22 protein-coding genes are annotated in these 25,331 nt (G+C 43.0%); 9 read left to right on the plus strand and 13 right to left on the minus strand.

The window, feature by feature from the left end:
• Positions 1 to 340 precede the first annotated feature (340 nt).
• Together pruA and V7L01_RS02615 are read left to right on the plus strand one after the other, a co-directional pair.
• Entirely contained in the window at positions 341 to 3,313 is a 2,973-nt protein-coding gene (pruA, locus tag V7L01_RS02610) for an L-glutamate gamma-semialdehyde dehydrogenase (protein WP_335031655.1), read from the plus strand.
• A gap of 193 nt (positions 3,314 to 3,506) precedes the next feature.
• Positions 3,507 to 3,953: a GNAT family N-acetyltransferase gene (locus V7L01_RS02615; RefSeq protein WP_335031657.1), complete on the plus strand. Its 447-nt coding sequence runs from the start codon at positions 3,507 to 3,509 to the stop codon at positions 3,951 to 3,953.
• A gap of 58 nt (positions 3,954 to 4,011) precedes the next feature.
• Here V7L01_RS02615 and V7L01_RS02620 read toward each other — a convergent pair whose 3' ends face one another.
• A complete protein-coding gene (locus tag V7L01_RS02620; RefSeq protein ID WP_335031659.1) occupies positions 4,012 to 6,240 on the minus strand; it encodes an ATP-binding protein in 2,229 nt (742 codons plus the stop codon).
• 531 nt (positions 6,241 to 6,771) lie between these two features.
• On the opposite strand from V7L01_RS02620, the gene V7L01_RS02625 reads away from it, so the two are divergent.
• Positions 6,772 to 7,698, plus strand: coding sequence for a cobalamin-binding protein (locus V7L01_RS02625; protein WP_335031661.1), 927 nt, complete (start codon positions 6,772 to 6,774; stop codon positions 7,696 to 7,698).
• Positions 7,699 to 7,725: 27 nt separating this feature from the next.
• On the opposite strand, the gene V7L01_RS02630 is transcribed toward V7L01_RS02625, so the two are convergent.
• From V7L01_RS02630 to V7L01_RS02640, 3 genes are all read right to left on the minus strand, one after another.
• Positions 7,726 to 8,028, minus strand: coding sequence for a TMEM165/GDT1 family protein (locus tag V7L01_RS02630; protein ID WP_334996638.1), 303 nt, complete (start codon positions 8,026 to 8,028; stop codon positions 7,726 to 7,728).
• 141 nt (positions 8,029 to 8,169) lie between these two features.
• Positions 8,170 to 8,601 (minus strand): TMEM165/GDT1 family protein, encoded by a 432-nt coding sequence (locus V7L01_RS02635; protein WP_335031663.1) that lies wholly within the window; start codon positions 8,599 to 8,601, stop codon positions 8,170 to 8,172.
• 101 nt (positions 8,602 to 8,702) lie between these two features.
• Positions 8,703 to 9,053: a YkgJ family cysteine cluster protein gene (locus tag V7L01_RS02640; protein ID WP_335031665.1), complete on the minus strand. Its 351-nt coding sequence runs from the start codon at positions 9,051 to 9,053 to the stop codon at positions 8,703 to 8,705.
• A gap of 265 nt (positions 9,054 to 9,318) precedes the next feature.
• Between V7L01_RS02640 and V7L01_RS02645 the strand changes: the two genes are divergently transcribed.
• The 5 genes from V7L01_RS02645 to V7L01_RS02665 all read left to right on the plus strand — a co-directional run bounded on the left by V7L01_RS02645 (position 9,319) and on the right by V7L01_RS02665 (position 15,077).
• Positions 9,319 to 11,082 carry a mechanosensitive ion channel family protein gene (locus tag V7L01_RS02645; RefSeq protein ID WP_335031667.1) on the plus strand — a complete coding sequence of 588 codons (1,764 nt, stop codon included), beginning with the start codon at positions 9,319 to 9,321 and terminating at the stop codon, positions 11,080 to 11,082.
• A gap of 336 nt (positions 11,083 to 11,418) precedes the next feature.
• Positions 11,419 to 12,120 carry a hypothetical protein gene (locus V7L01_RS02650; protein WP_335031669.1) on the plus strand — a complete coding sequence of 234 codons (702 nt, stop codon included), beginning with the start codon at positions 11,419 to 11,421 and terminating at the stop codon, positions 12,118 to 12,120.
• A gap of 358 nt (positions 12,121 to 12,478) precedes the next feature.
• The gene (locus tag V7L01_RS02655) at positions 12,479 to 12,934 is read left to right on the plus strand and encodes a hypothetical protein (RefSeq protein WP_335031671.1); all 456 of its coding nucleotides are present in this window, start codon (positions 12,479 to 12,481) and stop codon (positions 12,932 to 12,934) included.
• A 386-nt stretch (positions 12,935 to 13,320) separates the two neighbouring features.
• Positions 13,321 to 13,914: a hypothetical protein gene (locus tag V7L01_RS02660; protein ID WP_335031672.1), complete on the plus strand. Its 594-nt coding sequence runs from the start codon at positions 13,321 to 13,323 to the stop codon at positions 13,912 to 13,914.
• The gene (locus tag V7L01_RS02665; RefSeq protein WP_335031674.1) at positions 13,911 to 15,077 is read left to right on the plus strand and encodes a PrsW family intramembrane metalloprotease; all 1,167 of its coding nucleotides are present in this window, start codon (positions 13,911 to 13,913) and stop codon (positions 15,075 to 15,077) included. Before V7L01_RS02660 ends, V7L01_RS02665 begins: the two co-directional genes overlap by 4 nt.
• A 391-nt stretch (positions 15,078 to 15,468) precedes the next feature.
• Here the strand turns inward: V7L01_RS02665 and V7L01_RS02670 are convergent, their stop codons facing one another.
• Entirely contained in the window at positions 15,469 to 16,098 is a 630-nt protein-coding gene (locus tag V7L01_RS02670; protein ID WP_335031676.1) for a hypothetical protein, read from the minus strand.
• Between the two features lie 408 nt (positions 16,099 to 16,506).
• Here V7L01_RS02670 and psb30 point away from each other — a divergent pair, with 408 nt between their 5' ends.
• Positions 16,507 to 16,650, plus strand: a complete 144-nt coding sequence (gene psb30 / locus V7L01_RS02675; RefSeq protein ID WP_114086065.1) for a photosystem II reaction center protein Ycf12/Psb30 — start codon at positions 16,507 to 16,509, stop codon at positions 16,648 to 16,650.
• 85 nt (positions 16,651 to 16,735) lie between these two features.
• Here psb30 and V7L01_RS02680 read toward each other — a convergent pair whose 3' ends face one another.
• The 8 genes from V7L01_RS02680 to V7L01_RS02715 all read right to left on the minus strand — a co-directional run bounded on the left by V7L01_RS02680 (position 16,736) and on the right by V7L01_RS02715 (position 25,041).
• Positions 16,736 to 18,862, minus strand: coding sequence for a single-stranded-DNA-specific exonuclease RecJ (locus V7L01_RS02680; RefSeq protein ID WP_335031678.1), 2,127 nt, complete (start codon positions 18,860 to 18,862; stop codon positions 16,736 to 16,738).
• 137 nt (positions 18,863 to 18,999) lie between these two features.
• Positions 19,000 to 19,425 (minus strand): hypothetical protein, encoded by a 426-nt coding sequence (locus V7L01_RS02685; protein WP_335031680.1) that lies wholly within the window; start codon positions 19,423 to 19,425, stop codon positions 19,000 to 19,002.
• A gap of 152 nt (positions 19,426 to 19,577) precedes the next feature.
• Entirely contained in the window at positions 19,578 to 19,790 is a 213-nt protein-coding gene (locus V7L01_RS02690; RefSeq protein ID WP_335031682.1) for a hypothetical protein, read from the minus strand.
• Positions 19,791 to 20,021: 231 nt separating this feature from the next.
• Positions 20,022 to 20,849: a phosphate ABC transporter ATP-binding protein PstB gene (gene pstB, locus V7L01_RS02695; protein WP_335031684.1), complete on the minus strand. Its 828-nt coding sequence runs from the start codon at positions 20,847 to 20,849 to the stop codon at positions 20,022 to 20,024.
• Positions 20,850 to 20,900: 51 nt separating this feature from the next.
• The gene (gene pstA, locus V7L01_RS02700) at positions 20,901 to 21,800 is read right to left on the minus strand and encodes a phosphate ABC transporter permease PstA (RefSeq protein WP_335031686.1); all 900 of its coding nucleotides are present in this window, start codon (positions 21,798 to 21,800) and stop codon (positions 20,901 to 20,903) included.
• Positions 21,801 to 21,806: 6 nt separating this feature from the next.
• The gene (gene pstC, locus V7L01_RS02705) at positions 21,807 to 22,748 is read right to left on the minus strand and encodes a phosphate ABC transporter permease subunit PstC (protein ID WP_335031688.1); all 942 of its coding nucleotides are present in this window, start codon (positions 22,746 to 22,748) and stop codon (positions 21,807 to 21,809) included.
• Between the two features lie 49 nt (positions 22,749 to 22,797).
• Positions 22,798 to 23,799: a PstS family phosphate ABC transporter substrate-binding protein gene (locus tag V7L01_RS02710; protein WP_335031690.1), complete on the minus strand. Its 1,002-nt coding sequence runs from the start codon at positions 23,797 to 23,799 to the stop codon at positions 22,798 to 22,800.
• Positions 23,800 to 23,883: 84 nt separating this feature from the next.
• On the minus strand, positions 23,884 to 25,041 hold the full coding sequence (locus tag V7L01_RS02715; protein ID WP_335031692.1) for a sulfate ABC transporter substrate-binding protein: 1,158 nt from the start codon (positions 25,039 to 25,041) through the stop codon (positions 23,884 to 23,886).
• Between the last annotated feature and the right edge of the window lie 290 nt (positions 25,042 to 25,331).

A 25,331-nucleotide genomic window follows, 5' to 3' on the forward strand; every position in this document is an offset into this window, starting at 1 on the left:
CTAGATGCTGGTTTATCATTGTTCGTTCTTAGACATATATATGCCTCAGTATTATCTCTTAGTTTTTTTCAGAAATCAAATATGATTCCTATATGCAAACTAGATGTGGTTTAGCTTACCAACCATGTGATTCTTCCATCTTCTCGATTCCGTCCTAGTTCTGTGATGACTTGATAGCCTGAGGTGGTGTTGGCTATTTTACACTGTCTTCAAATATCCTCCAGGCAAAAACTGAACCATCCTACGTTCTAGATATGGTGACAGCTAAATGAAAGCGTCAAAATAGAAGACACAGGCCTTATACAAAAAGCCTTGCCTTGATTAACGGAGTTTATTATCAGTGGTATTACAAGTACAAACAAGCACCTACGAAGCTAAAACCCAAGAAATTGCTAAACAACTTCTCGCAGCAACGTCCGAAAATCGTTCATTTTTTTCTTCCCTGCGCGATCAAATGCGCTGGGATGATAAATTACTAGCTTGGGCGATGAGTAATCCTGGGTTGCGGGTGCAACTATTTCGCTTTATAGATACGCTACCTGCTTTGCACAGTAAATCAGAAATTGCCTCACATTTACAAGAATATCTAGGAGATGAAACTGTAGAATTACCGGCAGCTTTAAAGGGGATGCTAAACTTTGCTAACCCCGACTCGATGCCAGGACAAGTTGCTGCTACAACTGTTGGTACAGCGGTTGAGACGCTTGCCCATAAATATATTTCTGGGGAAAATATTAAACAAGTCATCAAAACAGTTGAACGACTGCGAAAAGAAAAAATGGCTTTCACCATCGACTTACTTGGTGAGGCGGTAATTACCGAAGCCGAAGCGCAGTCTTATCTAGAACGCTATCTAGAATTAATGCAACAATTGGTAGAAGCATCGAAGAATTGGGCAGCTATCCCGGCTATTGATGAGGCTGATGGCGAAACCATAGCAAAAGTTCAAGTTTCTGTGAAGTTAACGGCGTTTTATTCCCAATTTGACCCATTAGATGCTAAAGGTAGTGAGGAGCGAGTTAGCGATCGCATTCGGATTCTCTTACGTCGTGCTAAAGAATTAGGCGCAGCTGTCCATTTTGATATGGAACAGTATGCCTATAAAGATATAACTCTTAGCATTCTGAAAAAACTGCTCTTAGAAGAAGAGTTTCGGCAACGCACAGATATTGGCATAACCATTCAGGCATATCTGCGTGATAGCGAGCAAGATACTAAAGACGTAATTTCCTGGTTGAAAGAACGTGGTTATCCTCTAACAATCCGCTTGGTGAAAGGCGCATATTGGGATCAGGAAACTATCAAAGCAGCGCAAAAGCATTGGCCACAGCCAGTTTACAACGATAAAGCGGCAACTGATGCTAACTTTGAAACCATCACTCAGTTGTTGCTAGAAAATCATCAATATGTGTATTCTGCCATTGGTAGCCATAATGTGCGATCGCACTCTCGCGCCATTGCCATCGCTGAAAGTTTAAATGTCCCCCGCCGTCGCTTTGAATTGCAAGTCCTCTACGGTATGGGAGATAAAGTTGCCAAAGCGTTGGTTGACAAGGGTTATCGGGTGAGAGTTTACTGCCCTTACGGTGAATTATTACCTGGAATGGCGTATTTAATTCGGCGGTTGTTGGAAAATACAGCTAATAGTTCTTTTTTACGGCAGAACCTCGAAAATCGACCAATTGATGAGTTATTAGCGCCGCCGATTGCCAAAGAGGAGAAGAACTCTTTAACTCTTAACTCTCATTTCCTTGGTGCTGCTGATACCGATTACGCTGAAGAAGAGGTGAGAACGAAGACGGCGCAAGCTTTCCAAAGCGTTCGCCAACAACTTGGTAAAACTTATTTACCCCTAATTAATGGCGAGTATGTTAATCCGCCAGAATTTGTTGATTCTCTCAATCCTTCTAATTTCAGTGAGGTAGTTGGTAAAGTTGGGTTGATTAGCGTTGAACAAGCAGAACAGGCGATGCAAGCTGCCAAAGCGGCGTTTCCTGGGTGGAAGAAAACACCAGCTAAACAACGCGCTGATATTTTGCGGAAAGCGGGTGATTTGATGGAACTCCGCCGCGCCGAACTTTCAGCTTGGATAGTGTTGGAAGTTGGGAAACCAGTTAAGGAAGCTGATGGAGAGGTTTCCGAAGCGATAGACTTTTGTCAGTACTATGCTGATGAGATAGAACGGTTAGACAAAGGTGTCAATTACGACATACCTGGCGAAACTAACCATTATATTTACCAGCCACGCGGTATTGCTGTAGTAATTTCTCCCTGGAATTTTCCGCTAGCGATCGCTTGTGGAATGACTGTTGCAGCTTTAGTTTCGGGCAATTGCACTCTCCTTAAACCTGCGGAAACATCTTCTGTGATTGCAGCGAAACTCACAGAAATATTGGTAGATGCTGGTTTTCCTAAAGGTGTATTTCAATACGTTCCTGGTAAGGGTTCGCAAGTCGGTGCTTATTTGGTAAATCATCCAGATACTCATGTAATTGCTTTTACGGGTTCCCAAGAAGTCGGCTGTAGAATTTACGCAGAAGCGGCAATCTTAAAACCCGGACAAAAGCACATGAAACGGGTGATTGCTGAAATGGGCGGCAAGAATGCCATTATCGTCGATGAAAGTGCTGATTTAGACCAAGCTGTAGTGGGGGTAGTGCAGTCGGCGTTTGGTTACAGCGGCCAAAAATGTTCTGCCGCTTCCAGGGTAATTGTGCTGCAACCGATTTATGATGCCTTTGTGCAGCGGTTGGTGGAAGCGACAAAATCCTTGAACATTGGGGAAGCAGAGTTACCGAGTACCCAAGTTGGGCCAGTGATTGATGCTAATGCCCGCGATCGCATCTGCGAGTATATTGAAAAGGGTAAGGCAGAAGCAGAAGTAGCCTTGGAATTACCAGCACCCAAACAAGGATATTTTATCGGCCCAGTTATTTTTAGTGAAGTATCGCCAAATGCGGTAATTTCCCAGGAAGAAATTTTTGGCCCTGTGCTGGCGGTAATTCGGGTGAAAGATTTCCAGGAAGCGCTAGGAGTCGCCAACGGTACAAACTACGCCTTAACTGGAGGACTTTATTCTAGAACACCTTCCCACATTCAGCAGGCGCAGACAGAATTTGAAGTCGGAAATTTGTACATCAACCGCAATATTACCGGAGCGATCGTTGGACGGCAACCTTTTGGTGGATTCAAACTTTCTGGAGTAGGTTCTAAAGCAGGCGGCCCTGATTACCTTCTGCAATTCCTCGAACCACGCGCGGTAACAGAAAATATTCAGCGCCAAGGTTTTGCACCAATTGAAGGTGCAGATTAAATTAACGTGAATTCGACGGTTCATATAGTGTCCGTCTAATTAGCCAAATCAAAACACCTCTCCCTGATTTTACGACGTAAAACCCTCCCTCTCCGGCTCGGAGAGGGACAGACTTGAACTTTAGTTCAAGGCAGGGAGAGGTTCGCCGAACTCACGTTAAACTACAATATGTAGGAACCTTAGAGAAAGCTTAATGAGTAATTTAGTTATAAAAATTGCTGAATTACCTGAAGAATTTACCGCAGTTAAAGCAATTAGAAAATCAGTTTTTCAAGAAGAACAGGGGGTAGATGCCGCTTTAGAATTTGATGGCAAAGATGAAATCTCCGATCATCTAATTGCTTATTTAAATGTAGAAGCTGTGGGTACTGCTAGAATTAGATATTTGGATGATAAAACTGCCAAAGTAGAAAGGCTTGCTGTTTTATCTACAGCTAGAGGGCAGGGTATTGGTAAGAAAATTATGGAAACTGCCCTACAGGTGATAGCTAACAGAAATATTCCAGAAGTAGTGATTCATGCTCAAGAATATGTGAAAGATTTATACAAAAAATTGGATTTTGTAGAAGAAGGAGAAATATTTGAAGAAGCTAATATTCCCCATGTGACAATGAGGAAAAAAATCTCGCAGTCAAAGTAAAAATACATTATATAGTTTTTCACTAATTGGTCATTAAAAAACGTATTTTTATAACCAATTAACTCAAATATCGCATCAGTATTGACTCTAACTGAATTATCCGAATTGGCTTGAGAAGATAGTCATTAGTATTAACTGGCAGCTTAGTAATTTCCTCTTCTAAAGGTTCGCTAAAGGTCATCATTACAATCGGTAAATCTTCCCAAAAAGGTTTTTGTCTAAGGATATTCAGCAAATTCAATATCCTATCATCCCTGATTAAGTGATAATCAAAAAAAACTAAATCCGGTTGGAGGTTTTGTACCTGTTTCAAAAAGTCGTTCCCATTATCTATCCATTTAACTTGGTAGCCAATTGTGTGGAGATAATCTTGCAACGCTGTGGCAGTACTTTCCTCTTCTTCCACAAGCAAAATGGTTTTATTTGTGGGAATGGCTGTGGAAGAGGAGAATAAGGAGGACAAGGTAAAATTTTCTTCCTCATCTATCTCATCTGCTTCATCTATCTCATCTGCCTCATCTCCCGGATGCACTGGATTTGGTAGAAACAGAGTGAACTGACTACCTTCTCCTAAAGTCGATGTCACGGTAACATCTCCACCATGCAAATGCGCTAGTTTGCGTGTTAAAGCTAAACCTAAACCAGTGCCTTCATACTGCCGATTTAATCGACTATCAAGCTGTTTAAACGGTTCAAATAGAAATTGAAATTGATTTGAGTCTATACCAATTCCAGTATCTGAAATTGTAAATGTTATCCCTTGCGGTACTTTTTTGGCTACCAGCGATACCCGACCGGCTGGGGTGAATTTAATCGCATTGGTGAGTAGGTTGAGTAGCATTTGCTTGATGCGTCGTTCATCAGCAATACAAATATCCGCTTCTAGGTCAATTTCATGTGTAAGTTGCAATCCTTTTTCTAAGGCGCGATCGCGCACTGTCCAGATGGCATAATTACATAAATCTGACACTGGCAAAGGTGAGAGTAATAGTTCTTCTTTGCCTGCTTCTACCTTAGATAAATCAAGGATGTCGTTAATCAGTGCCAGTAGTTGTTCGCCACTACTATATATACAACTTACATATTCGTTCTGCTTTTCATTGAGAGAGCCAACTATTTCTTGTTGCAGCAACTGCGACAAACCCATAATTGCATTCAGAGGTGTCCGCAACTCATGACTCATGGTTGCTAAAAATTCACTTTTTGCCCGACTGGCAACTTCTGCTGCTTCTTGAGAGGCACGAAGTTTCAATTCAGTTTGCTTGCGTTCAGTAATATCCTCAATCATCGCTAGAAAAAACTCAGGTTCACCATTGCTGCCTGGTATAACAGAAACAGAGATATGAGTCCAAACTAAGCTACCATTTTGATGCAGGCAACATCTTTCCATCTCAATACGATGTCTTTCGACAACCTGTTCCTGATGTTCGCGGGGTTGGAAGCCGACCCTCGAAGTTCTCTTTAAATCTGTGCGAATTCCTGATATCAGTTGTTTGTAAAGTTTTAAATCCCCCTTTTGTGTAGGAATGTAATCTGTAAACAGCTTACCGTATAGTTGTTCTCGGCTATATCCTAAAATCTCGCACAGTGCCAGATTAGTATCGACTATCTGCGCTTTCATATCTATAAGTCCAATGCCGATAGAGGAACGCTCAAAAATCGCTCGGAATCGCGCCTCACTCTGTAGCAGTGCTTCCTGTACGACGTTTCGCTCACTTGCTTCTATAGCCAGTGTCACGAAATCTGCAATCGAGCCAGCAAAATTCTCTTCTTCCACAGTCCATTGGCGACCTTCGCCAATGTGTTCGTGACACACTACGCCAACCATTCGACCCTCTAGCCAAATCGGTGCATCCAGTAGGGATGTGATGCCCCAAATTGAAAGATAAGGCTTGGATAATTCTTGGGTTCTGGTATCGTTTATGGCATCATGTACAGCAATAGTACGTTCCTCTTCTAAAGCCTGGAAATAAGCTGGATAATTTGTTTTTAAAAGTGAGTTACCGAGGGTGTGCTCCTTAGTGCTTACATCATACAAATCAATGCATTCAATTTTTGAACGTTCTTCATCATATAACCATACCCCAACTCGCTCAACTAAGAGCGTCCGAGCAGCAGTTTCTGTGATTTCCCTCAACACCGCATTGAGATTACCCTGCTGAAATGTCTTGCTTCTTGCCAACTGCACCAGTGTCTGGCTTTGTCTTCGCCGACTATTTTCTTTGATTTGTAAAGCCTCTTGCGCCTGGTTGTGCTCTGTAATACCTCTAACCGACACCACCTGCATTAGTTGCCCTCAAGAAGAAATAATTTTGCCTTGCTGTTCTACGGAAAAATTAGAACCGTCTTTGTATAACTACAATTACTTGATATGGTTTTTCATAACCGGAAAGTATTATTTTTATAATCAAATTTTATGATTTTGGCTAACGAGTCCCAAGCTAGATTTTGCCGACCGCTTCTATTACTTCATATAAGTGATTTTTGCCAAGTATAATTAACATTTCAAAGAATTGTACTATCAAGTAATTCCACTATCCAGTAAAGATACTGTTAATTAGTATAATGTTTTGAATTTATGACTGGGGAGTAGGAAAAACCTTTCTTAAATTTTAATCTTTAATCCTTAATTCTTAATCTTTAATTTCTAATCCCGGAGGACTTCCGAGTTCCGCAATCCCTAGCCTCCAATCCCCAGTTAAATTTCTTGCTTAGTGCTGACTACCAAAACACCCTTGATTCTCCTAGAGAAAGATGCCCAAAGGCTTAAATTTTGCAAGAATTAAGGTGGTAATGGCAGCTTTTGTGAGGTGGAGCGATGACGGATAGTAATGTGAGAATTGTTTCCCTGATTCCTGGTGGAACAGAAATTTTAGCTACACTAGGGTTGCTTGATGCTATTGTGGGGCGATCGCACGAATGCGATTACCCTCCAGAAATCCTCAATCGCCCCATTTGTACCGAAGCACGCTTAAACTCTAATGCCTCCAGCAGCCAGATTAACGATGAAGTGAACAATTTATTGCAATCGGCTCTCAGCATTTATAAAATCAAAACAGATGTTCTAGAGCAGTTGCAGCCTACACACATTCTGACTCAAGACCAGTGCGATGTTTGTGCTGTCAGCTTACACGAAGTTGAAAAAGCAGTTGCCACACTCGTTGACAGTAAACCCCAGATTATTTCTTTACAACCTAATACTCTCCAGGATATTTGGGCTGACATTGAGCGAGTCGGCAATACCTTTGGCGTAGACTCGGTGAAAGTCATAGAAAATTTAGAAGCTCGTGTCAAAATTTGTCAGCATAAAATCCAGGGACTTTCTTTAAATGAAGTGCCTAGTGTCGCGTGTATTGAATGGACCGATCCCTTGATGGCCGCAGCTAATTGGATTCCTGAATTAGTTAACTTAGCAGGAGGACATTCTCTATTTTGCGCTACAGGTCAGCCATCTCCTACCTTGCCGTGGGAAACACTCTTAACAACTAATCCAGATGTAATTGTTTTTATGCCTTGTGGCTTTGATTTAAATCGCACTCGCCAAGAAGCCAATTTGTTAACTCAACGTTCAGAGTGGGAAAAGTTGCACGCTACCGAAGCTGGTAGGGTTTACATCACTGATGGCAATTCTTTCTTCAATCGTCCAGGGCCTCGACTAGTAGATTCTCTAGAAATTTTGGCAGAAATCTTGCATCCAGAAATTTTTCAATACGGCTATAAAGGAACCGGTTGGCAAACTTTATAATGCCTGGTTTCAATCCAGATGATTTGGTTACGGCGTTTGTTCAGAATCTGCCGATGGTTCATTGTTAAATAACAGCAGGCGTGCAGCGAGGATGGCAAATCCGACAGCAGCGATCGCTTTTAAAACGCGTGTAGGTAATAATTCTGCTACTGCACCCCCTGCTAATGCCCCCAACAGGCTTGTCAACAGCAGTGCGCCTGCTGCGCCAAAAAATACTGCACGCGGAGAATTACAACGCCCTGAAAGTGCGATCGCCGCTAGCTGACTTTTGTCACCCAATTCTGATAAAAAAACTGTAATAAAGCTTAGTCCTAAAAGATGCCAATCCATATTATTAAGGGGGGGTGGGGAGTGGGGAGTGGGGAGTGGGGGAGATGAGGGAGCAGGGGAGGCAGGGGAAGCAGGGGGAGAATGACAAATGACTAATGACAAATGACTAATGACTAATGACAAATGACAAATGACTAATGACTAATGACTAGTAAATACATCCCAAAAGAGCATTAGGGAAATTACCAACAACATCACGCCTGCTGATTTTTCTACAGTTTTTGGGCTGAGTCGGTTAGCTATCCAACTACCTAAAAGCACGCCTAATAAGCTGGTGGTTATCAGCGCAGCCGCAGATCCGATAAATACCACCCACGGCGAATGAGATTGTGCACTCATTAATAGGGTGGATAGCTGAGTTTTATCTCCAATTTCTGCTAGAAAAATGGTTATAAAAGTTGTACCAAAAATTACCACTGCTGATTGCTGCTTCTGAGGACTATCGGCAACTACAGGCTGAACTGGTTGGGCGATCGCAGGAGTTAAGTTAAAATCATTGCTGTCTTTCAGCTCTAGCTCAATCTCAGTCTGAGATATGCCAGAAATGTCCAAAGGAGCAGAATCAAGTTTCACAGGCAATAGTTTTGTTGAGAGGTTCTTTTCATATTTCTATCATATTCTCAGATTGTTGTAATAAATTGCAACTCTAGATACTAAAACGAGGAGTAGGGAGTTCACAGCCCAACAGCTTGATTGAAGCGTAGTATTTCTAGACTGCGATCGCCATATACTCCCTCTATTTGTTGGTAACAGCAGTCAATAGCAAAATCGTTAACTTCTTCTGGTTCAACCCCATACATATCTTGAAACACTTCTGATTCCACACGGCAGAAGCGCGGACGATTTTGGTAGATGCGACATTCTCGCGTGGTATGGTCGAAATTAAGGCACCATCCCCCTTCGCCTACCATGCTGAGGTAGAGTTCTAGTTCGGGTGGTGAGAGATACTCATCTAAATCTGGACGATCTGCTGGATCGAGATTACAGCAGGCTCCACATTGTTTTACACATTGCCAAGTTGCCATTTTGTATTAGGGAGTAGGGAGTAGGAGATGAGGCGAGTAACGTATCATCTAGAATCGCGATCGTGCGTACTTTGAGATTGGGATACGCTGCATTACAAACGGTGTCCTTCTGAGAGTCTTCAATCAAATTCTTGGTGATTGGGAAAGAACTTCATCTTGGTATAAATATACTACTAATTTGTATTTCATTTAGGATTGCTATAGGGAATTAAAGTAGGATGATGACCAACATTAATATCGGTTACTCAATCACTTTTCTATAGATATGTTCCTGTTTAATCGCTTCCTCCATTCAATAATTCGGTTTGTGCTAGTCAGTGTGATGACGATCGCAATGGTGCTTGGTTGGAGTGCGATCGCTCACAGTCAACTACCTTCGTTACCTACCGCAGCCTCCAACGATCCGCACAAGCCACCTAATGATGTTACGCGCCTCGGTATGTATGAAATTGCGTCTGTGTATTCACCGTTAGACAGAAGCTTATTGTTTGAGATTGTCTCTCCCACTGTTTTTAATCGTAGCCAACCGCCAGATGGATCTCTTCCAGTAGAGGTACGTGCCGAAGAAATAACGCAACGGCTGATGCGAGCGCTCGACCGAACTAACAAAGCCAAACAAACTCCTTTGGTTTCTATTGCCATTCTGAATAAGGATTTAATCCTCCAGCTCAGTGACGATCGAACGACCCGTCCTTTAAGGCTGGTGACTGTAACAGAGCCAGATGCTGACTACCACGGAAAAACTTTGGAGGAATTGGCGCAGGAGTGGCAAAAAATATTACAAGCAGAAGTAGAACGTATTAATAGACTCTTCTCGCATAAGGTATTGTGGCAACGAATTGGACAGGCACTGCAAATCAGCATCGGCTTAGTGTTGGGGAGTGTTGTGTTGTGGTTACTGCGGCGAACTCTAATTCGCAAACAGACGGCATTACAAGTTCGCCATGAAGAGCAGATAGATGCGGTAAAACAGGGTGTGGTCAAGCGGGCTGAGGAAGAAACATCCACAACTATTCACACAATAGACACCAGCGAAAAGAAAACAGATGCAGACACGATCGCCCATCAGCGATCGCAGTTTCTAGACGCGATCCGGCGACAGTTTAGCCTCAAGCACCAACTGGGGATCTATTCTCTGCTCGCATGGCTACTGTTTTGGGCATTTATTCTGATGTGGTACATCGGGATTGCAGTCATTATGTATCGCGTTCCCTACCTGATGAGATGGTCGAAGGACGCTTTAGCCAGGCCCCTGGCACTACTGATGATTTGGTTTTTCATCACTCTTGTTATTCGGATCGGCAAAATTTTAATTGACCGCCTCACTGATGTCTGGACAACCCATTCCTCTCTCCCTTTGAGTGAAACTCAACGGATTGCGCTACGAGCTGCAACAGTTGCCGGGGCACTCAAAGGATTAATCACTTTTATTTTCATCACCTTCGGTATCTTGGATTTTCTAAAAATATTTAATGTGCCTACCAGTTCAATTTTGGCAGGGGGCGCTGTGATCGGTATCGCAATTTCTCTTGGTTCCCAAAGTCTGATTAAAGATTTGGTCAATGGCTGCTTGATTTTGATGGAGGATCAATTTGCTGTGGGAGATGTAATTGAGATCGCAGATAAAAGCGGACTGGTGGAAAATCTCAACCTGCGGGTGACTCAACTACGTAATAGCGAAGGTAAATTAATTACCATTCCCAATAGCAATATCATGAATGTCAGCAATCTAACCCGTCTCTGGTCGCGGGTAGACTTTTCTATTGTAGTGGCGTATGAAAACGACCCCAAGCAGGTTTTAGAGATTCTCAAGCAAGTATGCAAACAATTGTATAGCGAAGTAGAGTGGCGCGATCGCCTGCCAGAATCGCCCCAAGTGTTGGGGATTGATGACCTATCCCATACAGGTATGTCAGTGCGCGTCTGGATTAAAACCGCACCTATGGAACAATGGAACGTTGGGCGAGAGTTCCGTCTACGGGTACGGCAAGCCTTTGAAGCCAACAATATTCAGATGAACGCAAATTGAAGATTGTCAGCTGGAAACGAATAATATCGTGTCCGGTTAATGCAAGGGGGCAGGGAGCAGGGGGCAGGGGGAGAAAGAATTTTCAGGTTTTTGCACAGATGCGGAAATTATAACTAATCAGCCGGACATGATATAACTTACCAGAACCGTTAAAACCTTTTGCTGAACAACGTTCTGTAAATAAAGTTAATAACTTATTATACAAAAACGGTATCATAGGCTATTATTTTTTGGCGTTGGCAAAACTTTTCGGTCTACTGACTCTACCATTCAACTTCCTGGTGATAGAGCGAGCCAATCAATTCATATATATTCAAAACAACAATCAACATAACAATGAAAACATTGCAAGCTTTAATGCCGATCGCGCTGGGTTTACTCACGCTTACAGTCGCAAGTTCTGTAAATGCTCAAGCGATAATCGATACTGTAGACAATGGTAATTTAAGTGTGACGGGGATGACACGAGGAAGCGGTTGCACTGTCCTTTTTAGCCCTCGAGGAGAGCTACTTCAAAATGGTCGTTCCTGTAGTTCAAAAGAAATTGGTAAAGCTCAAACTGCGATCGATACCTATCTCCGGGAGCAAGGCGCACCTGAGCGCAACAGTGACAACTCAATGGGGCAAAGACTGACCTTAATCTGCTACGGTGAAGGTCGCAAACCAGGTATTGAAAACCGCAACAGCTATGAGTGGAACTCACGTCGCCATCGCTATGAACTGCAAAATCGTATAGAGTCTTCAACAGACGAGTTCGATTCCGAGGTTCAAGTCGAGATTCGTAATATGCAGGGAAAAATTCATCTGACCGGAAAGCTCATCCCACCAATTCATTCAGGCGGTACTGATGGATGGTGGAACCTCAAGGATCTCCGTGTCACACCTGAGCAAATCACGGGAAAATACCAAGTAAATGGGCTAAATCATCCGCGTGTTGAGATCGATCGACGCAGTGGACGGATTGCCATTAATGGGATTGAGCGTTTCCGTGGTACTTGCGATTCCGGCGACTGGAGCAACAGCAGAACTCGTTTCTAGTCTGCTGTATTGTTGGGTTTCGTCTTTGTCTTGACGAAACCCATGTCTTCGCAGTTGAAAACTCGCTCCATCGGTGGCATTAAGACCTTCTCGTTTAGTAGTGAAGACTTCGTGTTGGTGCAGACGCGATCGCAGGAGCATTGCTCCCTTCGACACTAGCTAATAGGCGAAAAATCGAGGTAAGTCTAAAGAAATACTAAAAGCAAAATGATAAAACAAAAATCAAGATACATTTATTTAGGTAGATTATAATACCATCAACAACATAGTACCAATCTTAAAATTTGAAGATTAATACTTTTGCTTGGGGTAATTTAATTAAGCTGAACGGTTTGCTAATTAATTAGAACAATAAGCAATGAATTGCTTGGGACGGAGAAACTATCACATGAAAAACTCTGCCTTGACTCTTATTCGTAGTGTTTTAGCCGCCTCGGTTATCACCACATCGCTCACATTTAGCTTCACTGCACCGTCGTTAGCTCAGGCTCATACGACCGTAAGGTTTTCCACTGGCAATGACAACACCTTTATCCGGTCTTCGATCGCGGGCAACCAATACCATGACTACGTTTTGAATGCGCGGGCAGGGCAGAGGCTGTCGGTTTCGTTGATTACCAAGGGAGCAGCATACTTCAACATTCTCTCACCAGGCAGCACTAATCAGGCAATTTATAACAGCTCAATATCGGGCAACGACGGAAGCGTTCGTTTGTCACAGAGTGGCAACTATACAGTTCGTGTGTATCTAAAGGGTAACAATAAGGACAGAAATCGAACGATTCCTTTTGAACTTTCAGTCGGTATCTTGTGATGGTTGCTTCTCAATACTAGACATCTTGCAAAAGTAAGTTTTGCAATAAGTCGGGGAAAGGTCAAAGGTTAAAGGGTAAGGTAAAATTCCATCCCTTTCCCCTACTTCTGCAAGAAGTCTACTAAACAAAAGCTTGAAAAGCGGCACAGCAGCGATGCGTTTATCACATCGCTCCTAACAGTTTTCTCGATCGCTGGAAGTGCAACAGTCTAAACACCTCCAACAGCGTATTATGCGCGGGATCTTAGGCAGAAATTTTCTGCCCAATTTTCTGCCCAATATAATATATTTCGGCGGCTGCCAACGACCATCTTTTGAGACATGGCAAGACACAAATCACCCTCATCAGCTTCACGCCTGTTTAGCACCGCAAAAAGGAAAATTGTATGTCCCCCCTAAGACACGAAGCCGCTGTACCAGTTGAATATCGACTGTTTGGACTCGATCGCCGGCTCATTTGGCCGACGGTGAGCGTTTATCTTGTGGTGTTTTTATGGTCGGGAGTCATGCCAGCCATCAACGAGGCTGTTCATAACAAGGAGGTTTTAGCAGGGACAGCTTATAATGTCGGTCCCGTAAGGTTTACGCCAACCCAAGGCTGGGTGATAACTAAGACCCCATTCCCTGTCGGGAGTTCATCAACCGCAGTGGTCTTCAAAGATGGCGTCACGTTTAGCGTCAAGAGCGGTGTCTGGAGGGGAACTGCCGAGGAACTCCTCAACCAGATCGTGAAAGACCAGCATGAATTTGTTGTCGAGGGTAAATTAGTTCCCGTTACAACACTGCAAAAGGTTGCCGGAGTAGCTAAGAGAATTAGTGGTACCGACTATACTGGTCTACTGCTCGCATACGTCGATCGCAAGGGTCAGGCAGTCGAAGTGATTGTCAAGGGTCCGGCCGCTACCTCCACACAACTGGAGCAACCGATCGCTGACATGATTAAGAGCATCACATTTAAACCAAAGGAGGGCGATTCGTGACCAGCACAGCAAAGAGTGAGGACACAATCCGCAAGGCTGCCATCGATCGTTCGGGCTGGAGCTATCCCGTCCGATTTTTTCAGCCGCACAACCCGGCGTGCTACCTGTATTGGTTGCTCGTGCTGAAAGGCACCTACGTCTTCAGCGGACTTTTGTTCCACAGCGCCATCTATCCCACTGCTCTGTTTATTGCCCTCTCCTCTGAGGCACTGTATTGCCTGCCTTGGATCTGGTTTCTCACGCACAAAGATCGGTATGAACGTGAGCCAGCCAAGCTCGCGCTGCTCGGCTTCCTCTGGGGCGGACTAGTAGCGCCGTGGGTCATGGCGCTCCCTGGCAATGGTGCAATCCTATCGCTATTTGCGAAGCTGACCAGTTTCGACTTTTATAGCCATTGGAGTCCGGCCCTGACGGCACCCATCGTGGAGGAAAGCTCCAAATTCGTCGGGCTTGTCATGCTCGCTTTACTAGCACGCAACCATGTCCGCAACGCCTACGACGGGTTTCTGCTTGGTGCGTTTGTGGGTCTCGGCTTTCAGGTCTTTGAAGACGTGTCTTACATTGTGGGTGCCCCCGACGCAAGCTTTGGATCGCAGCAAGTTGCTGGTACGTTGCGGGTGTTGATTGTACGCACAGCGACCGGTTTCTGGAGTCACTCGCTCTACACGGCGGTTGCGGGTACGGGGTTTGGCTACTTCCTTGAAGCGAAAAATCGCTCGTTCGGCCATCGGTTCGCGGTTTTGGTAGGTTTCTTTCTGTTGGCTTGTCTGGCTCATGCCTGTTGGGATGCCATTGGCGGGTTTATCGGTTTCGGGGCCATCGGCATCGTCATTGCAACGGTTGCGATTTTGTTTGCGTGGCGGTTCTCCGAGCAGCGTCAGCGCAAGTTTGTCCGCGTTCTGCTGGCTGACGACGTTGCAAACGGAATCGTGACAGAAGCCGAACTGGCTGCGATTTCTAACCGACCGAGAAATCGGCGAGCTTACCTGAGAGAGATCAAGTCCTCATTCGGGCCTGACGCGGCAAAACGCGCTGGGTTCATACTCGATGCGGCGATCGATCTTGCAGCAGCAATTGCATCTACAGACAATCTCGATAGTCCGGCAGCCAAAGCCGCGCGTGCGGAAATTGCGAGGGTGCGCGGTGCAGCACGGTTAGGTTGATTAGAGTAGATTCCAGCCGAAATGCCGAGGCGATCGCCTATACTCTTTTCCTCGCCGCTGCCGACAGTTGACTGTATTCTTCTATTGAAGGCGAAAGAGGGTTCTTCCGGCCGCTTACAAATAGGCGTAGATATAGCGGTGCGATGTAGAAGGTGAGTGTTAGATGTAGCGACTTGCAATGCTAATCGCTCAAACCTGCAATCAAGATATGGGAACATCCATTCCTTAAAGCACAATATATGAAACGCTGATTATTTCGTGAATAAGCATCGTCCAAGGGACTTCTCATACATTGTGCATTAACCAAGGAATGCGAGTTTCAGCTTTCTCGCCTAGCTTTTAATACATCCTCTCAGTACCCTCTGAATTGGATTGTTTGTCCAGATAGCAACTATTTCTTACAATCCTCTGGACCGCCTGTGTAAACAATCGATTGGTAGCGTCCTTCCTCTGTTCGGATCGTTACACAGTAGTTAGTTCTGCCTTCTAGCCAGTAGCCGTAGCCCGAATCATCACTCTTGACCCATCGATAGCCCCGTTGTTTCACTGTGTTTTCTGCCTGTCCTGCCCTTGCCCCCACTAGATCGCCCAACCGAGAGACGGTAGTACCCGCTTCAGGCTGACGCCTAGCAGCAGCGCTACGATTTCTGTTACCTGAGCTTTGTCGATTAGCAGATGTATCCCAATAGACAAAAATCGACTCATTGGCGAGGCGATAAATCTGTCCCCTGTCGCCAAGTCCAGCTTGTCGATAGGCAGCATCACCATTTCGATCGCGATAATTGCCGGGTCGATTACCCGAAGGAAGCAGGTCATAGCTATTACCATTTTCCAGTTGAATGCTAACCGCACCCTGCCGTTGGGAAAAGGTACAGGGACCAGAAGATGTGGCGCGGTCTTGTCCTTTTGGGAATACATCGCAACGGGCATTCACGGTATCGGCTTTGACGGATACGGGAAAACTTAAAGAAGCGATCGCCAGTGCTACCGCTAAAAATAAATTTGAAGATTTGATCGCCATAAAGCTCCTGAATTATGACAACAAAGATGACATTTTATATCATCCTCTAAATGTGCGTTTGCTAGTTGACATTTGCAAACCTTTGTTAAACGGACAAGGGGGACAAGGGAGAAATTAATTTTCAATGCCCAACACTTCGACTTCCTTCGGCTTCCTTCGGCTCCTTTCGGCAACTCTTGGAGACGCTACGCGTTAGCGGAGCTTTCGCTTTAGCGATACGCTCAAGACAAGCCGCTCAGTACAAGTCATTACAAGTGCCCCAATCCCCTTATTTTACGTTTTTATGTCTTTTCTTATAATTTTGTTAAGTAAATTAAATCTAACAGGCCATGGCCAGATATGATCGATTGCGGGCTTTGTAACTAAGTTATTGAATTTTTCAAGACATTTGGGAGGAGAAGAGGAAAAATGTTTGACGCTGTGTCTGACTTGTTTAACGCTTTTACCAGTATCAATTGGGAAGTTATTTTCCAATTGCTGTCCGTGGCACTAATTGTGATTGCTGGACCAGTGGTAATCTTTTTGCTGGCATTTCGCAACGGCAACTTATAAGAGTTCTGAGTGCTGACTAAGGGGTTAACAGTTAAGAGTTAAGAATGAGAAGTTAATTAAGAATTCGTAACTCATAACTTGTAACTCATAAATCAGCACTCAATACCGATAACGCCTGAAGGGCAGCTTGAATAATACTGTCATATTGTGGCTGAGAAATATCAACTTCTTTGGCATTTTGACGATTAGTGCCCAGTAAACCGATTATATGTCCTGGCTGCATGGCTAAGACTTTGCCTTCAGAGTTTTTAATTCTTAATTCTGCTTCAATACCGTTTTTATAGAAACCACAAGTATAGTGTCGTTGGTTGTATTCAAAAGTGGTGCTTGACGGGGTAGGTGGCGAAGCAAAAAATTGTTGAACCTGAATTGGCAGTCTGACTCCGATTAACTCTAGCTCGATGCTGGTGTTACCGTTAAAGAAATTTTCTCGCAGTTTGTAAGCTACATCCACTCGCGGTGGTAAGCGGAAATAGTCGCCCCAACGCCAAGCGATCGCTTTAATTTTATACTCCTGATTATCAATAGTTTGGGCAATTGTCAGTTTAATGTGACCCTTACCAACGATTTTTTGCTCAACCACTTGAACATTCGGTGTCCAAAAAACTGGATCGGGGTTGTCCATACCACAGGGGTGCAGAGCATAAAGCTGTTGATAAAGCTGTTGATTGATGTGATTGAGGTTGACTTCCGCATCAATTTTGAGCAGAGGCTTGAGATGCTGGGGTTCAAGACACTGGTTAGCAAACTCAATCAAACGCGATCGCACCATCTGTAAATTCTCTGCTGGTAGAGAGAATCCCCCGGCTGCTTTGTGTCCACCAAATTTCCCTAGTAAATCGTGACAATATTCCAAAGCTTCAAACACATGAAACTCTGGAATTGAGCGTGCTGAACCGCGTATATGTCCCTCATCCTCATAAGTACCGATAAACACGGGAACACCGTAGCGTTCCACCAAACGGGAAGCGACAATCCCAATAACGCCGTGATGCCAATTGGGTTGAACAACAATTAATACACGGTCTTTTTGTAGAGATGCAACAAATTCCGCCTCCACATAAGCGATCGCTTCTTGTTCAATTTGCTGACACATCTCCTGGCGACTGGCATTTATTTGTTCGCATCGCATTGCAAGTTCCAGCGCCACTCCCATATCATCTGTAGTCAGCAATTCAATCACAGTCTGGGGATTACCAATCCGACCAATAGCATTAATGCGCGGCCCCAGACGAAACCCGATATCTTCAGGCTTTAAAGATTTTGGATTGGTAATTTTCTTCTCTGCTCCTCTGCTCCCCTGCTCCCCTGCTCCCCCTGCTCCCCCTGCTCCCCCTGCTCCCTCTCCCCTCGCTTGTACACCACCTACCTGAATCAACGCCTGCACTCCAGCTAAGTTGGATTTGGGTAAATGCTGTAAACCACGTTTTACCCAACGGCGATTTACGCCAGTTAAGGGGGCTAAATCTGCGATCGTTCCCAGCGTAAATAGTGCTAGCATCGGTTGGATCAAGCCCTTAGTCTCCCCTAACTGTTGTGCTAGAGACACTGCCAAAATATAGGCAACACCAACACCAGCAACACCCCGATAAGGTGAGGATTCGGCTATTAGTTTGGGGTTGAGGATAGCGTTAGCTGGCGGTAATTTTTGGGGGATATCATGATGATCGGTGATAATCACTGCAACACCAAGCTCTCTAGCTCTCGCAACTGGTTCAAATGCAGAGATGCCATTATCTACAGTGAGAATTAGCCCCACACCCTCGCTGTGAAATTCTTCAACTATGCGTTTATTGATACCGTAACCTTCGTGCATCCGACTGGGAATAGCATAATCTACTTGTGCGCCTAAAGTGCGGAGACTACGTAAAAGTAGAGCAGTGCTGGTCATCCCATCAGCATCATAGTCACCACAAATAGCAATTTTTGTTTGAGAAGCGATCGCATTTTGCAACAACTCCAAACTAATCGCCAAATCTGGGAAATCTTCTAACGGCGAAGGCAAAACCAAGGACTCTGGATTTAAAAATGCTTGTACCTGTTCTGGTGTTTCCATCCCCCGATTAATCAACAACTGGCTGACAATGGGTGAAATGTTTGTCAAAGCTGCCAGATTTTGGGCAAATTCTGGTTTTTGTGGATAAATCTGCCAGCGCTGGTCGGGTAAGCGCCTGCGAGGCTTTGAGAGTTCAGATACAGGTCGGTCTAGCACAATTAAAGTTAGGAGTTAGGAGTAGAGACGCGATTAATCGCGTCTGTACAAGAGTTAGAAGTAGAGACGTGATAATCGCGTCTGTTTTTAATTCAAAATTGTTTCTTAACTCATAACTAATAACATTAATTTGCTATCTAAAACACGTTTATCCTACCATCATCCATAATATATAACGAGCGATCGCCTGGAGAGCGCCAAGTCGGACGCAGTTCAAGCCGCAATGTGCCAAAGTTGGGTTTTGAGATAATTGCTTGTAGTGACAAACCCTTTTCGCTCCAAAATATCAGAGATGTATTTGGCTCAGTACCCTCTATTTCTTCTAAACTCAATTTCTGTCCTGGACTCAAGGATATTGCATCAGTCCCAGAAGGTTTTTGGATTTTAATCAAGTTTGGTGTGCTATTTATAACTTCAACCCGGATGTGTTGCCCAGGTGTAAACTGAATTGGATGCGACCCACACTTAGACGCACAAGTTCGAGCTAAGGTAGCACTAGGATTATTGATTGATGCAACTAGAACGGTAGCTGCAATTAAGGCAAATGACAGTCGCTTAAACATAATACACAATATAAATACTAGACTTAAATGTTACTTTAATCAAGTACTGTCAAGCCTCAGTATATTTTCCAGAATTACTTTGGTAACTCCCAGTTATGAAATTACTAATTACGAATTATTTTTTATAAACTTCTAAAAATTTAATCGCTTTTTTACGAAGTTTTATTACCATATCTTACCCAATCGGTCATATCAATTACTTTATCCTCAGCATCATCTGAAGGTACACCAAATTCGGCTTCAAATTCGCGTTGCTCATCATCACTTATGTAAGGAATAAGAATTTGGCAGAGGCGAAGTCTTTCTTCTTGTAAAACTTCACACATAGTTTCTTTAATCAATGCTTTTAATTCTTGAATTTCCACTCTAGCCTTTAATTCATGGTTAGATGTATATAGCGCTTCTCTAATGGAAGTCTTACTCCCCTTCCCTTGCAGGGAAGGGGCTGGGGGTTAGGTCTATATTTCATGCAATTGAGAACCGCTATATTACCTAGTCTCAGCTTGTACGGGAGGGAAAGGTTTAAGGGCAAATGAATAATAATTGCTCATAATTGAATTTGGCTTTTACCTTTCCCCTTCCCCTCTAATGTCTCTTTAACCGAAGCGTCCACTGATATAATCCTCAGCTTCTTTGGTTTGAGGAGAACTGAACATTTGGAGTGTAGGATTAAACTCAACTAATTTTCCCCGACGCTTACCATGCTCGTCAATTTCTGTATTGAAGAAAGCCGTGAAGTCTGCGACTCTAGAAGCTTGTTGCATGTTGTGTGTCACCATAATGATGGTGTATTGCTCCTTAAGTTCTAAGCAGAGTTCTTCTACTTGACGGCTAGAAATTGGGTCGAGAGCAGAACATGGTTCATCCATCAATAATACATCTGGCTTCATGGCGATCGCACGCGCTATGCAAAGTCGTTGCTGTTGTCCGCCAGATAATGCAGTCCCCTTCTCTTTGAGTTTGTCTTTGACTTCATCCCAGATAGCAGCGCGTCTGAGAGAATCTTCCACCAATTCATCGATATTACCTTTGTAACCGTTAGCCCGCGGCCCAAAGGAAATATTTTCGTATATTGACTTGGGGAAAGGATTAGGCCTTTGAAAAACCATTCCGATTTGGCGGCGTAATTTTACAGAATTTATCTTAGTATCGTAAATATTGCGATCGCGGTAATTCAATCTACCCTCAACTTTAGCTCCAGGAATTAAATCATTCATCCGATTGAAGCAACGCAGTAAGGTACTTTTACCACATCCTGAAGGCCCAATAAAAGCAATAATTTGTTTTTCAGGAATCTTTAGATATACATCTAAAAGTGCCAGAAATCCTCCATAAAAGACCTTTACACCTTCAACATTGAAGACGCTATTATCTTGGTCAATTGTGGCACTATCTGATTTACTTTTACTATTGCTATAAGTCATTTGGTTGAACTCCTAATATCTGTGAATCTATCCAATTAGATATTTAATTACCTAATTTATGGAGAAGCGTTGGCGAATATAAATTGCTACACCATTTAAAACTAAAATCAAGGTTAACAACGCAATAATTGTGGCTGCTGCTGCACTAGAAAAACCTGGTTCAGGACGAGTTATATAACTGTAAATTTGAATGGGTAATGCCATAAATCTCTGAAACAAACCAGGGTTAAAGGTGAGAAAACCCACAGCACCGACAACAATCAGAGAGGCTGCATCACCAATAGCGCGGGATACCGAAATAATCACCCCCGTCAGAATACCGGGAACAGCGTATGGTATGACATGATTGCTGATTGTTCGCCATTTTGTGACACCTAATCCGTAAGAAGCATTTCTCAGGGAATCTGGGACAGCGCGAATTGCTTCTCTAGCCGTCACAATAATTACTGGTAAAGACAACAAAGATAAAGTCAATGCACCGGAAATCAAAGCGGGGCCGAACCCAAGCAAATAATTGAAAACCCCTAAACCCAGCAATCCATAGACAATAGAAGGTACACCCGCCAGATTACTGATATTAATCTCAATAATTGCTGTCCACCAAGCTTTAGGTGCATACTCTTCTAGATATAAAGCTGCTCCGACACCAATGGGGACAGTAACTAAAATTACAACCAACCCTAAAAGAATGCTGCTGATAATTGCAGGACGGATACCACCTTGGTCAGGAAAACGAGAAGGAGTTTCCGTGAGAAAGCCGGGTGACAAAAATCTGCCTAATCCGTCTTTAAAAATATCAAAAAGTAGCAACGCTAGGATAAATAAACCAATCAGCAATCCTAACAAAAAAAGTATTTCAAATACTTTCCCTAATGTCTCCCTACTTTCAACATTATCGGTAAATTCTGCCGCAGAATCTAGAGAATCATCTTGTTGATAACTTGTAGCCATATTTATTTAGTCGTATTTTTCTTTAAAGCGATTAGCAATCCAGAAACTAACAATATTCAAAGCAAGGGTAAGTATAAATAGAACAGCGCCTACAGCATACAATGTCTTGAAATTGAGACTACCACGCGGACTATCTCCACCAGAAATTTGTGCCATGTAGGCTGTCATTGTTTCTACAGATTCTGCAAAGTTGATAGTTAGTCTTGGTTGCTGTCCGGCGGCGATGAGAACAGTCATTGTTTCACCCACAGCTCGAGAAATACCCAAAATAATCGAGGCGATGATTCCAGAAAGCGCGGCTGGTAGAACTACTTTAAAAATGGTTTCCAGCTTAGTAATACCTAAAGCATAAGATCCTTCTCGTAAAGAACGTGGAACTGCTCGGATGGCATCTAAGCTGATAGAACCAACAGTAGGAGTAATCATTACCCCCATCATTAACCCTGCACTCAAAGCGTTGAATATTTCCAAAGGGATAACATTTCGCAGTAATGGTGTTAGGAACAACAAGGCAAAGTAACCATATACTACTGTAGGCACTCCCGCCAAAAGTTCCACTGCCGGACGTAAAATAGCTGCTACTTTGGGTTGAGCATACTCACTTAAATAAATCGCAGAAGATAAACCTAGAGGAATAGCAACTGCCATTGCAATAGCTGTAGTTAAAAAAGTGCCATTAATTAAGGGCCAAATGCCAAAATGTTTCTCTGCAAATAGAGGTGTCCATTTAGTATCGAGAAAGAATTGGGCAAAGGAGACTTCTTGGAAAAAACCGAATGTCTCCTGAAAGATAATTAGGACAATACCAAAAGTAGTCAAAACCGAAACTAAAGCACAAGCAAATAAAATTACCGCAACAATCTTTTCAGATATATCTTCAGATGGATTTTTATCCAGTGACTGTCTGGATTGTAGATCGAGACCATCTTGATAATTAGTATTTTGCATAAACAATTAACTTCTCACTAAAATTAAACTACTATGCCTGAGACTTTATTTAAATAAAGTTTGTGATCGGTTCGCCTGGTTTTGCTTTTTTAAACTTTGTCCCAGTTTCACCAGTAGCAAACTTTTGTTTGACTTTGAGGTAAGCTTCATCGGGTAATGCTACATAACCTACACTATCTACCCACTTCCAAGAATTTTCTAGATAAAAATCTACAAATTCTTTGACTGCTGGCTTAGTATCTAAAGATTTTTTGCTGACATAGATGAAGAGAGGACGAGACAAAGGTGTATAGATATTTTTAATTACATTATCCACCGGAACTGGTTTTTCACACTTTCCTGTAAGACTTTCTACAGCAACTAGATTCAGTTTTTCTTGATTTTGAATGTAGTAAGATATCCCAACATAACCCAAGGCTGTTACATCACCTGACACTCCTTGCACGAGAAGGTTTTGATTCTGAGTGGCAGTGTAGTCTGTACGGCCATTCTTAGCTTTGCCAGTCACAGCTTGAGTCATATAATCGAATGTTCCCGTATCAGAAGATGGAGCATACAGCTTCAGCTTTTCCTTAGGAAACTTGGGATTAACTTGATTCCATGACAATATTTTCCCGTCTGATTTGCCGCCCCAAATTCTACCCAGTTCCTTAATAGTTAGACATTTGGCAAAGTTATTTTTACGGTTGGCAATCACAGCGATGCCATCTAAAGCTACAGGTAACTCGACAAATTCAATATTCTTACTTTTACATTTTTTGATTTCTTCATCTCTAATGGTGCGAGAAGCACCAGCTATATCAATATCGCCATTACAAAATTTACTGAAACCACCACCAGTGCCACTTGAGGCAACGCTAACTTGAGCCTCAGGCTTAACTTTACCGTATTCTTCTGCAACTGCTAAAGAAATAGGAAAGCCTACAGCTGCACCATCAATACTTACTTGACTTTTCAATTCTTGCCCGCCGTTACAACCACTGATACTGCTGGCAATAAGCATTAAAGATGTGAGGAAAAAGCTATCTTTAAATCGACTACGAAAGCTCATAAATTATCAATTTAAATAAAATGACTGTGAATTGCTTATGCTTGGCTGTCTACAATTAGAGAATGCTGCATGAAAAAATAGATATTATGCTTTGCTTGCAGCTTGCACTTTGTCAAAAATTGCTCCATCTCCAAAAAACTTCTTCTGAATAATATCCCAACCGCCTAAATCTAGAGATGTGAATAAAGTTTTAATTGGCGGATGTTGTGATGCTACTTCTTGGCTAACGGTGGGGTTAACAGGACGATATTGTAATTTTGCAAATTCCTGTTGAGCTTCTGTGGAGTAAAGAAAGTCAACAAATGCTTGTGCAACTTCTCTTGTACTGTGTTTATCGACGTTTTTATCAACTACCGCTACAGGATTATCAATGGAAATATTGACTTGGGGTACAACATAAGGCAACTTTGTCCCATTTTTACCCGCCAAAATTACCTCATTTTCGTAGTTGATTAAGACATCTCCCTCACCTTTTTGGAAGAATAAATCGCTAGCCTCACGGGCATCTTTCGTTAGAGTCGGGGTATTCTTATAAACTTTAGTGACATAATTTAATGCTGTGGCTTCATCGCCTCCCGTTAGACTCACCGAACCCCAGAAAGCTAAGAATTCCCAGATAGCAATACCAGAAGTTTTTGGGTTAGCTGCAATCACTTTCACGCCATCTTTAGCCAAATCTGCCCAAGTCTGAATGCTTTTAGGATTGCCTTCACGAGTGACGATCGCAGCAACCGATCTACTAACGATACCACTTCTCGGAGCTTTGGTTTCCCAACCTGATTTGATCAAACCTGCCTGTTGAATTTTGTTGACATCCAGGGGAAGTGCCAAATGTACTATGTCTGCTTCTTGCGAACCGTTAATCACAGCAGCCGCTTGAGCGCCAGAACCCCCATAACTTTGCTCAAAGGTGACGTTTTGGTTATGTTCTTGCTTCCACTTTTCGATAAATTTGGGGATTATCTGGTCATGAGCTGCTTTGGTAACAGAGAAAGAAACGAGTTTTAGCTTAACATCATTTTTGCTAGCTGAACTGCTTCCAGAGCAGGAGGCAACTGCTATACTCAAAAAAGCACCTATGAGAAACAGACTCACAAAGCTTTGTACAGTGTGTCTATTGAGCCAACTCTTAATTGTGTGTTGATACCAGAGTTGTATAGCCTGCAAAGCTTTCATGGCATGAGACTGTATACCCTCACTTAGAAATTTACTTAATTGTGTCAGTTGTTGCAACTTACTCATTAGAATCACCCCTAAATATACGGTATTTCTAGGCAGATACCGTAATTAAAAAGATTATAGGGTATATAGAACAATAGTTCTAGTCTGGCTTTAATTATTTTTACTAAGTCATGAGTTGATAAATAGCCGAGACTAGTGATTTGAGCAACATTAGTCGTCAGTAATAGATTCAGAAAATAAATAATTTGTCAATAAGCTATAGGACTAGTATTTGATTTCTGAAAAAGATCCGTACATTTGAAGAGTGTCAAAATCAAAGGTAGTGTGTCGGAGAAACCATTCAAACATCC

This window comes from Nostoc sp. (assembly GCF_036917095.1).
Lineage (GTDB): Bacteria > Cyanobacteriota > Cyanobacteriia > Cyanobacteriales > Nostocaceae > Nostoc.

Coding starts and splice junctions, on each gene's coding strand:
- V7L01_RS02615 (WP_335031657.1), top strand. CDS start 3,507: ATGAGTAATTTAGTTATAAAAATTGCTGAATTACCTGAAGAATTTACC.
- V7L01_RS02620 (WP_335031659.1), bottom strand. CDS start 6,240: ATGCAGGTGGTGTCGGTTAGAGGTATTACAGAGCACAACCAGGCGCAA.
- V7L01_RS02625 (WP_335031661.1), top strand. CDS start 6,772: ATGACGGATAGTAATGTGAGAATTGTTTCCCTGATTCCTGGTGGAACA.
- V7L01_RS02630 (WP_334996638.1), bottom strand. CDS start 8,028: ATGGATTGGCATCTTTTAGGACTAAGCTTTATTACAGTTTTTTTATCA.
- V7L01_RS02640 (WP_335031665.1), bottom strand. CDS start 9,053: ATGGCAACTTGGCAATGTGTAAAACAATGTGGAGCCTGCTGTAATCTC.
- V7L01_RS02645 (WP_335031667.1), top strand. CDS start 9,319: ATGTTCCTGTTTAATCGCTTCCTCCATTCAATAATTCGGTTTGTGCTA.
- V7L01_RS02650 (WP_335031669.1), top strand. CDS start 11,419: ATGAAAACATTGCAAGCTTTAATGCCGATCGCGCTGGGTTTACTCACG.
- V7L01_RS02655 (WP_335031671.1), top strand. CDS start 12,479: ATGAATTGCTTGGGACGGAGAAACTATCACATGAAAAACTCTGCCTTG.
- V7L01_RS02660 (WP_335031672.1), top strand. CDS start 13,321: ATGTCCCCCCTAAGACACGAAGCCGCTGTACCAGTTGAATATCGACTG.
- V7L01_RS02670 (WP_335031676.1), bottom strand. CDS start 16,098: ATGGCGATCAAATCTTCAAATTTATTTTTAGCGGTAGCACTGGCGATC.
- psb30 (WP_114086065.1), top strand. CDS start 16,507: ATGTTTGACGCTGTGTCTGACTTGTTTAACGCTTTTACCAGTATCAAT.
- V7L01_RS02685 (WP_335031680.1), bottom strand. CDS start 19,425: ATGTTTAAGCGACTGTCATTTGCCTTAATTGCAGCTACCGTTCTAGTT.
- pstB (WP_335031684.1), bottom strand. CDS start 20,849: ATGACTTATAGCAATAGTAAAAGTAAATCAGATAGTGCCACAATTGAC.
- pstA (WP_335031686.1), bottom strand. CDS start 21,800: ATGGCTACAAGTTATCAACAAGATGATTCTCTAGATTCTGCGGCAGAA.
- pstC (WP_335031688.1), bottom strand. CDS start 22,748: ATGCAAAATACTAATTATCAAGATGGTCTCGATCTACAATCCAGACAG.
- V7L01_RS02710 (WP_335031690.1), bottom strand. CDS start 23,799: ATGAGCTTTCGTAGTCGATTTAAAGATAGCTTTTTCCTCACATCTTTA.
- V7L01_RS02715 (WP_335031692.1), bottom strand. CDS start 25,041: ATGAGTAAGTTGCAACAACTGACACAATTAAGTAAATTTCTAAGTGAG.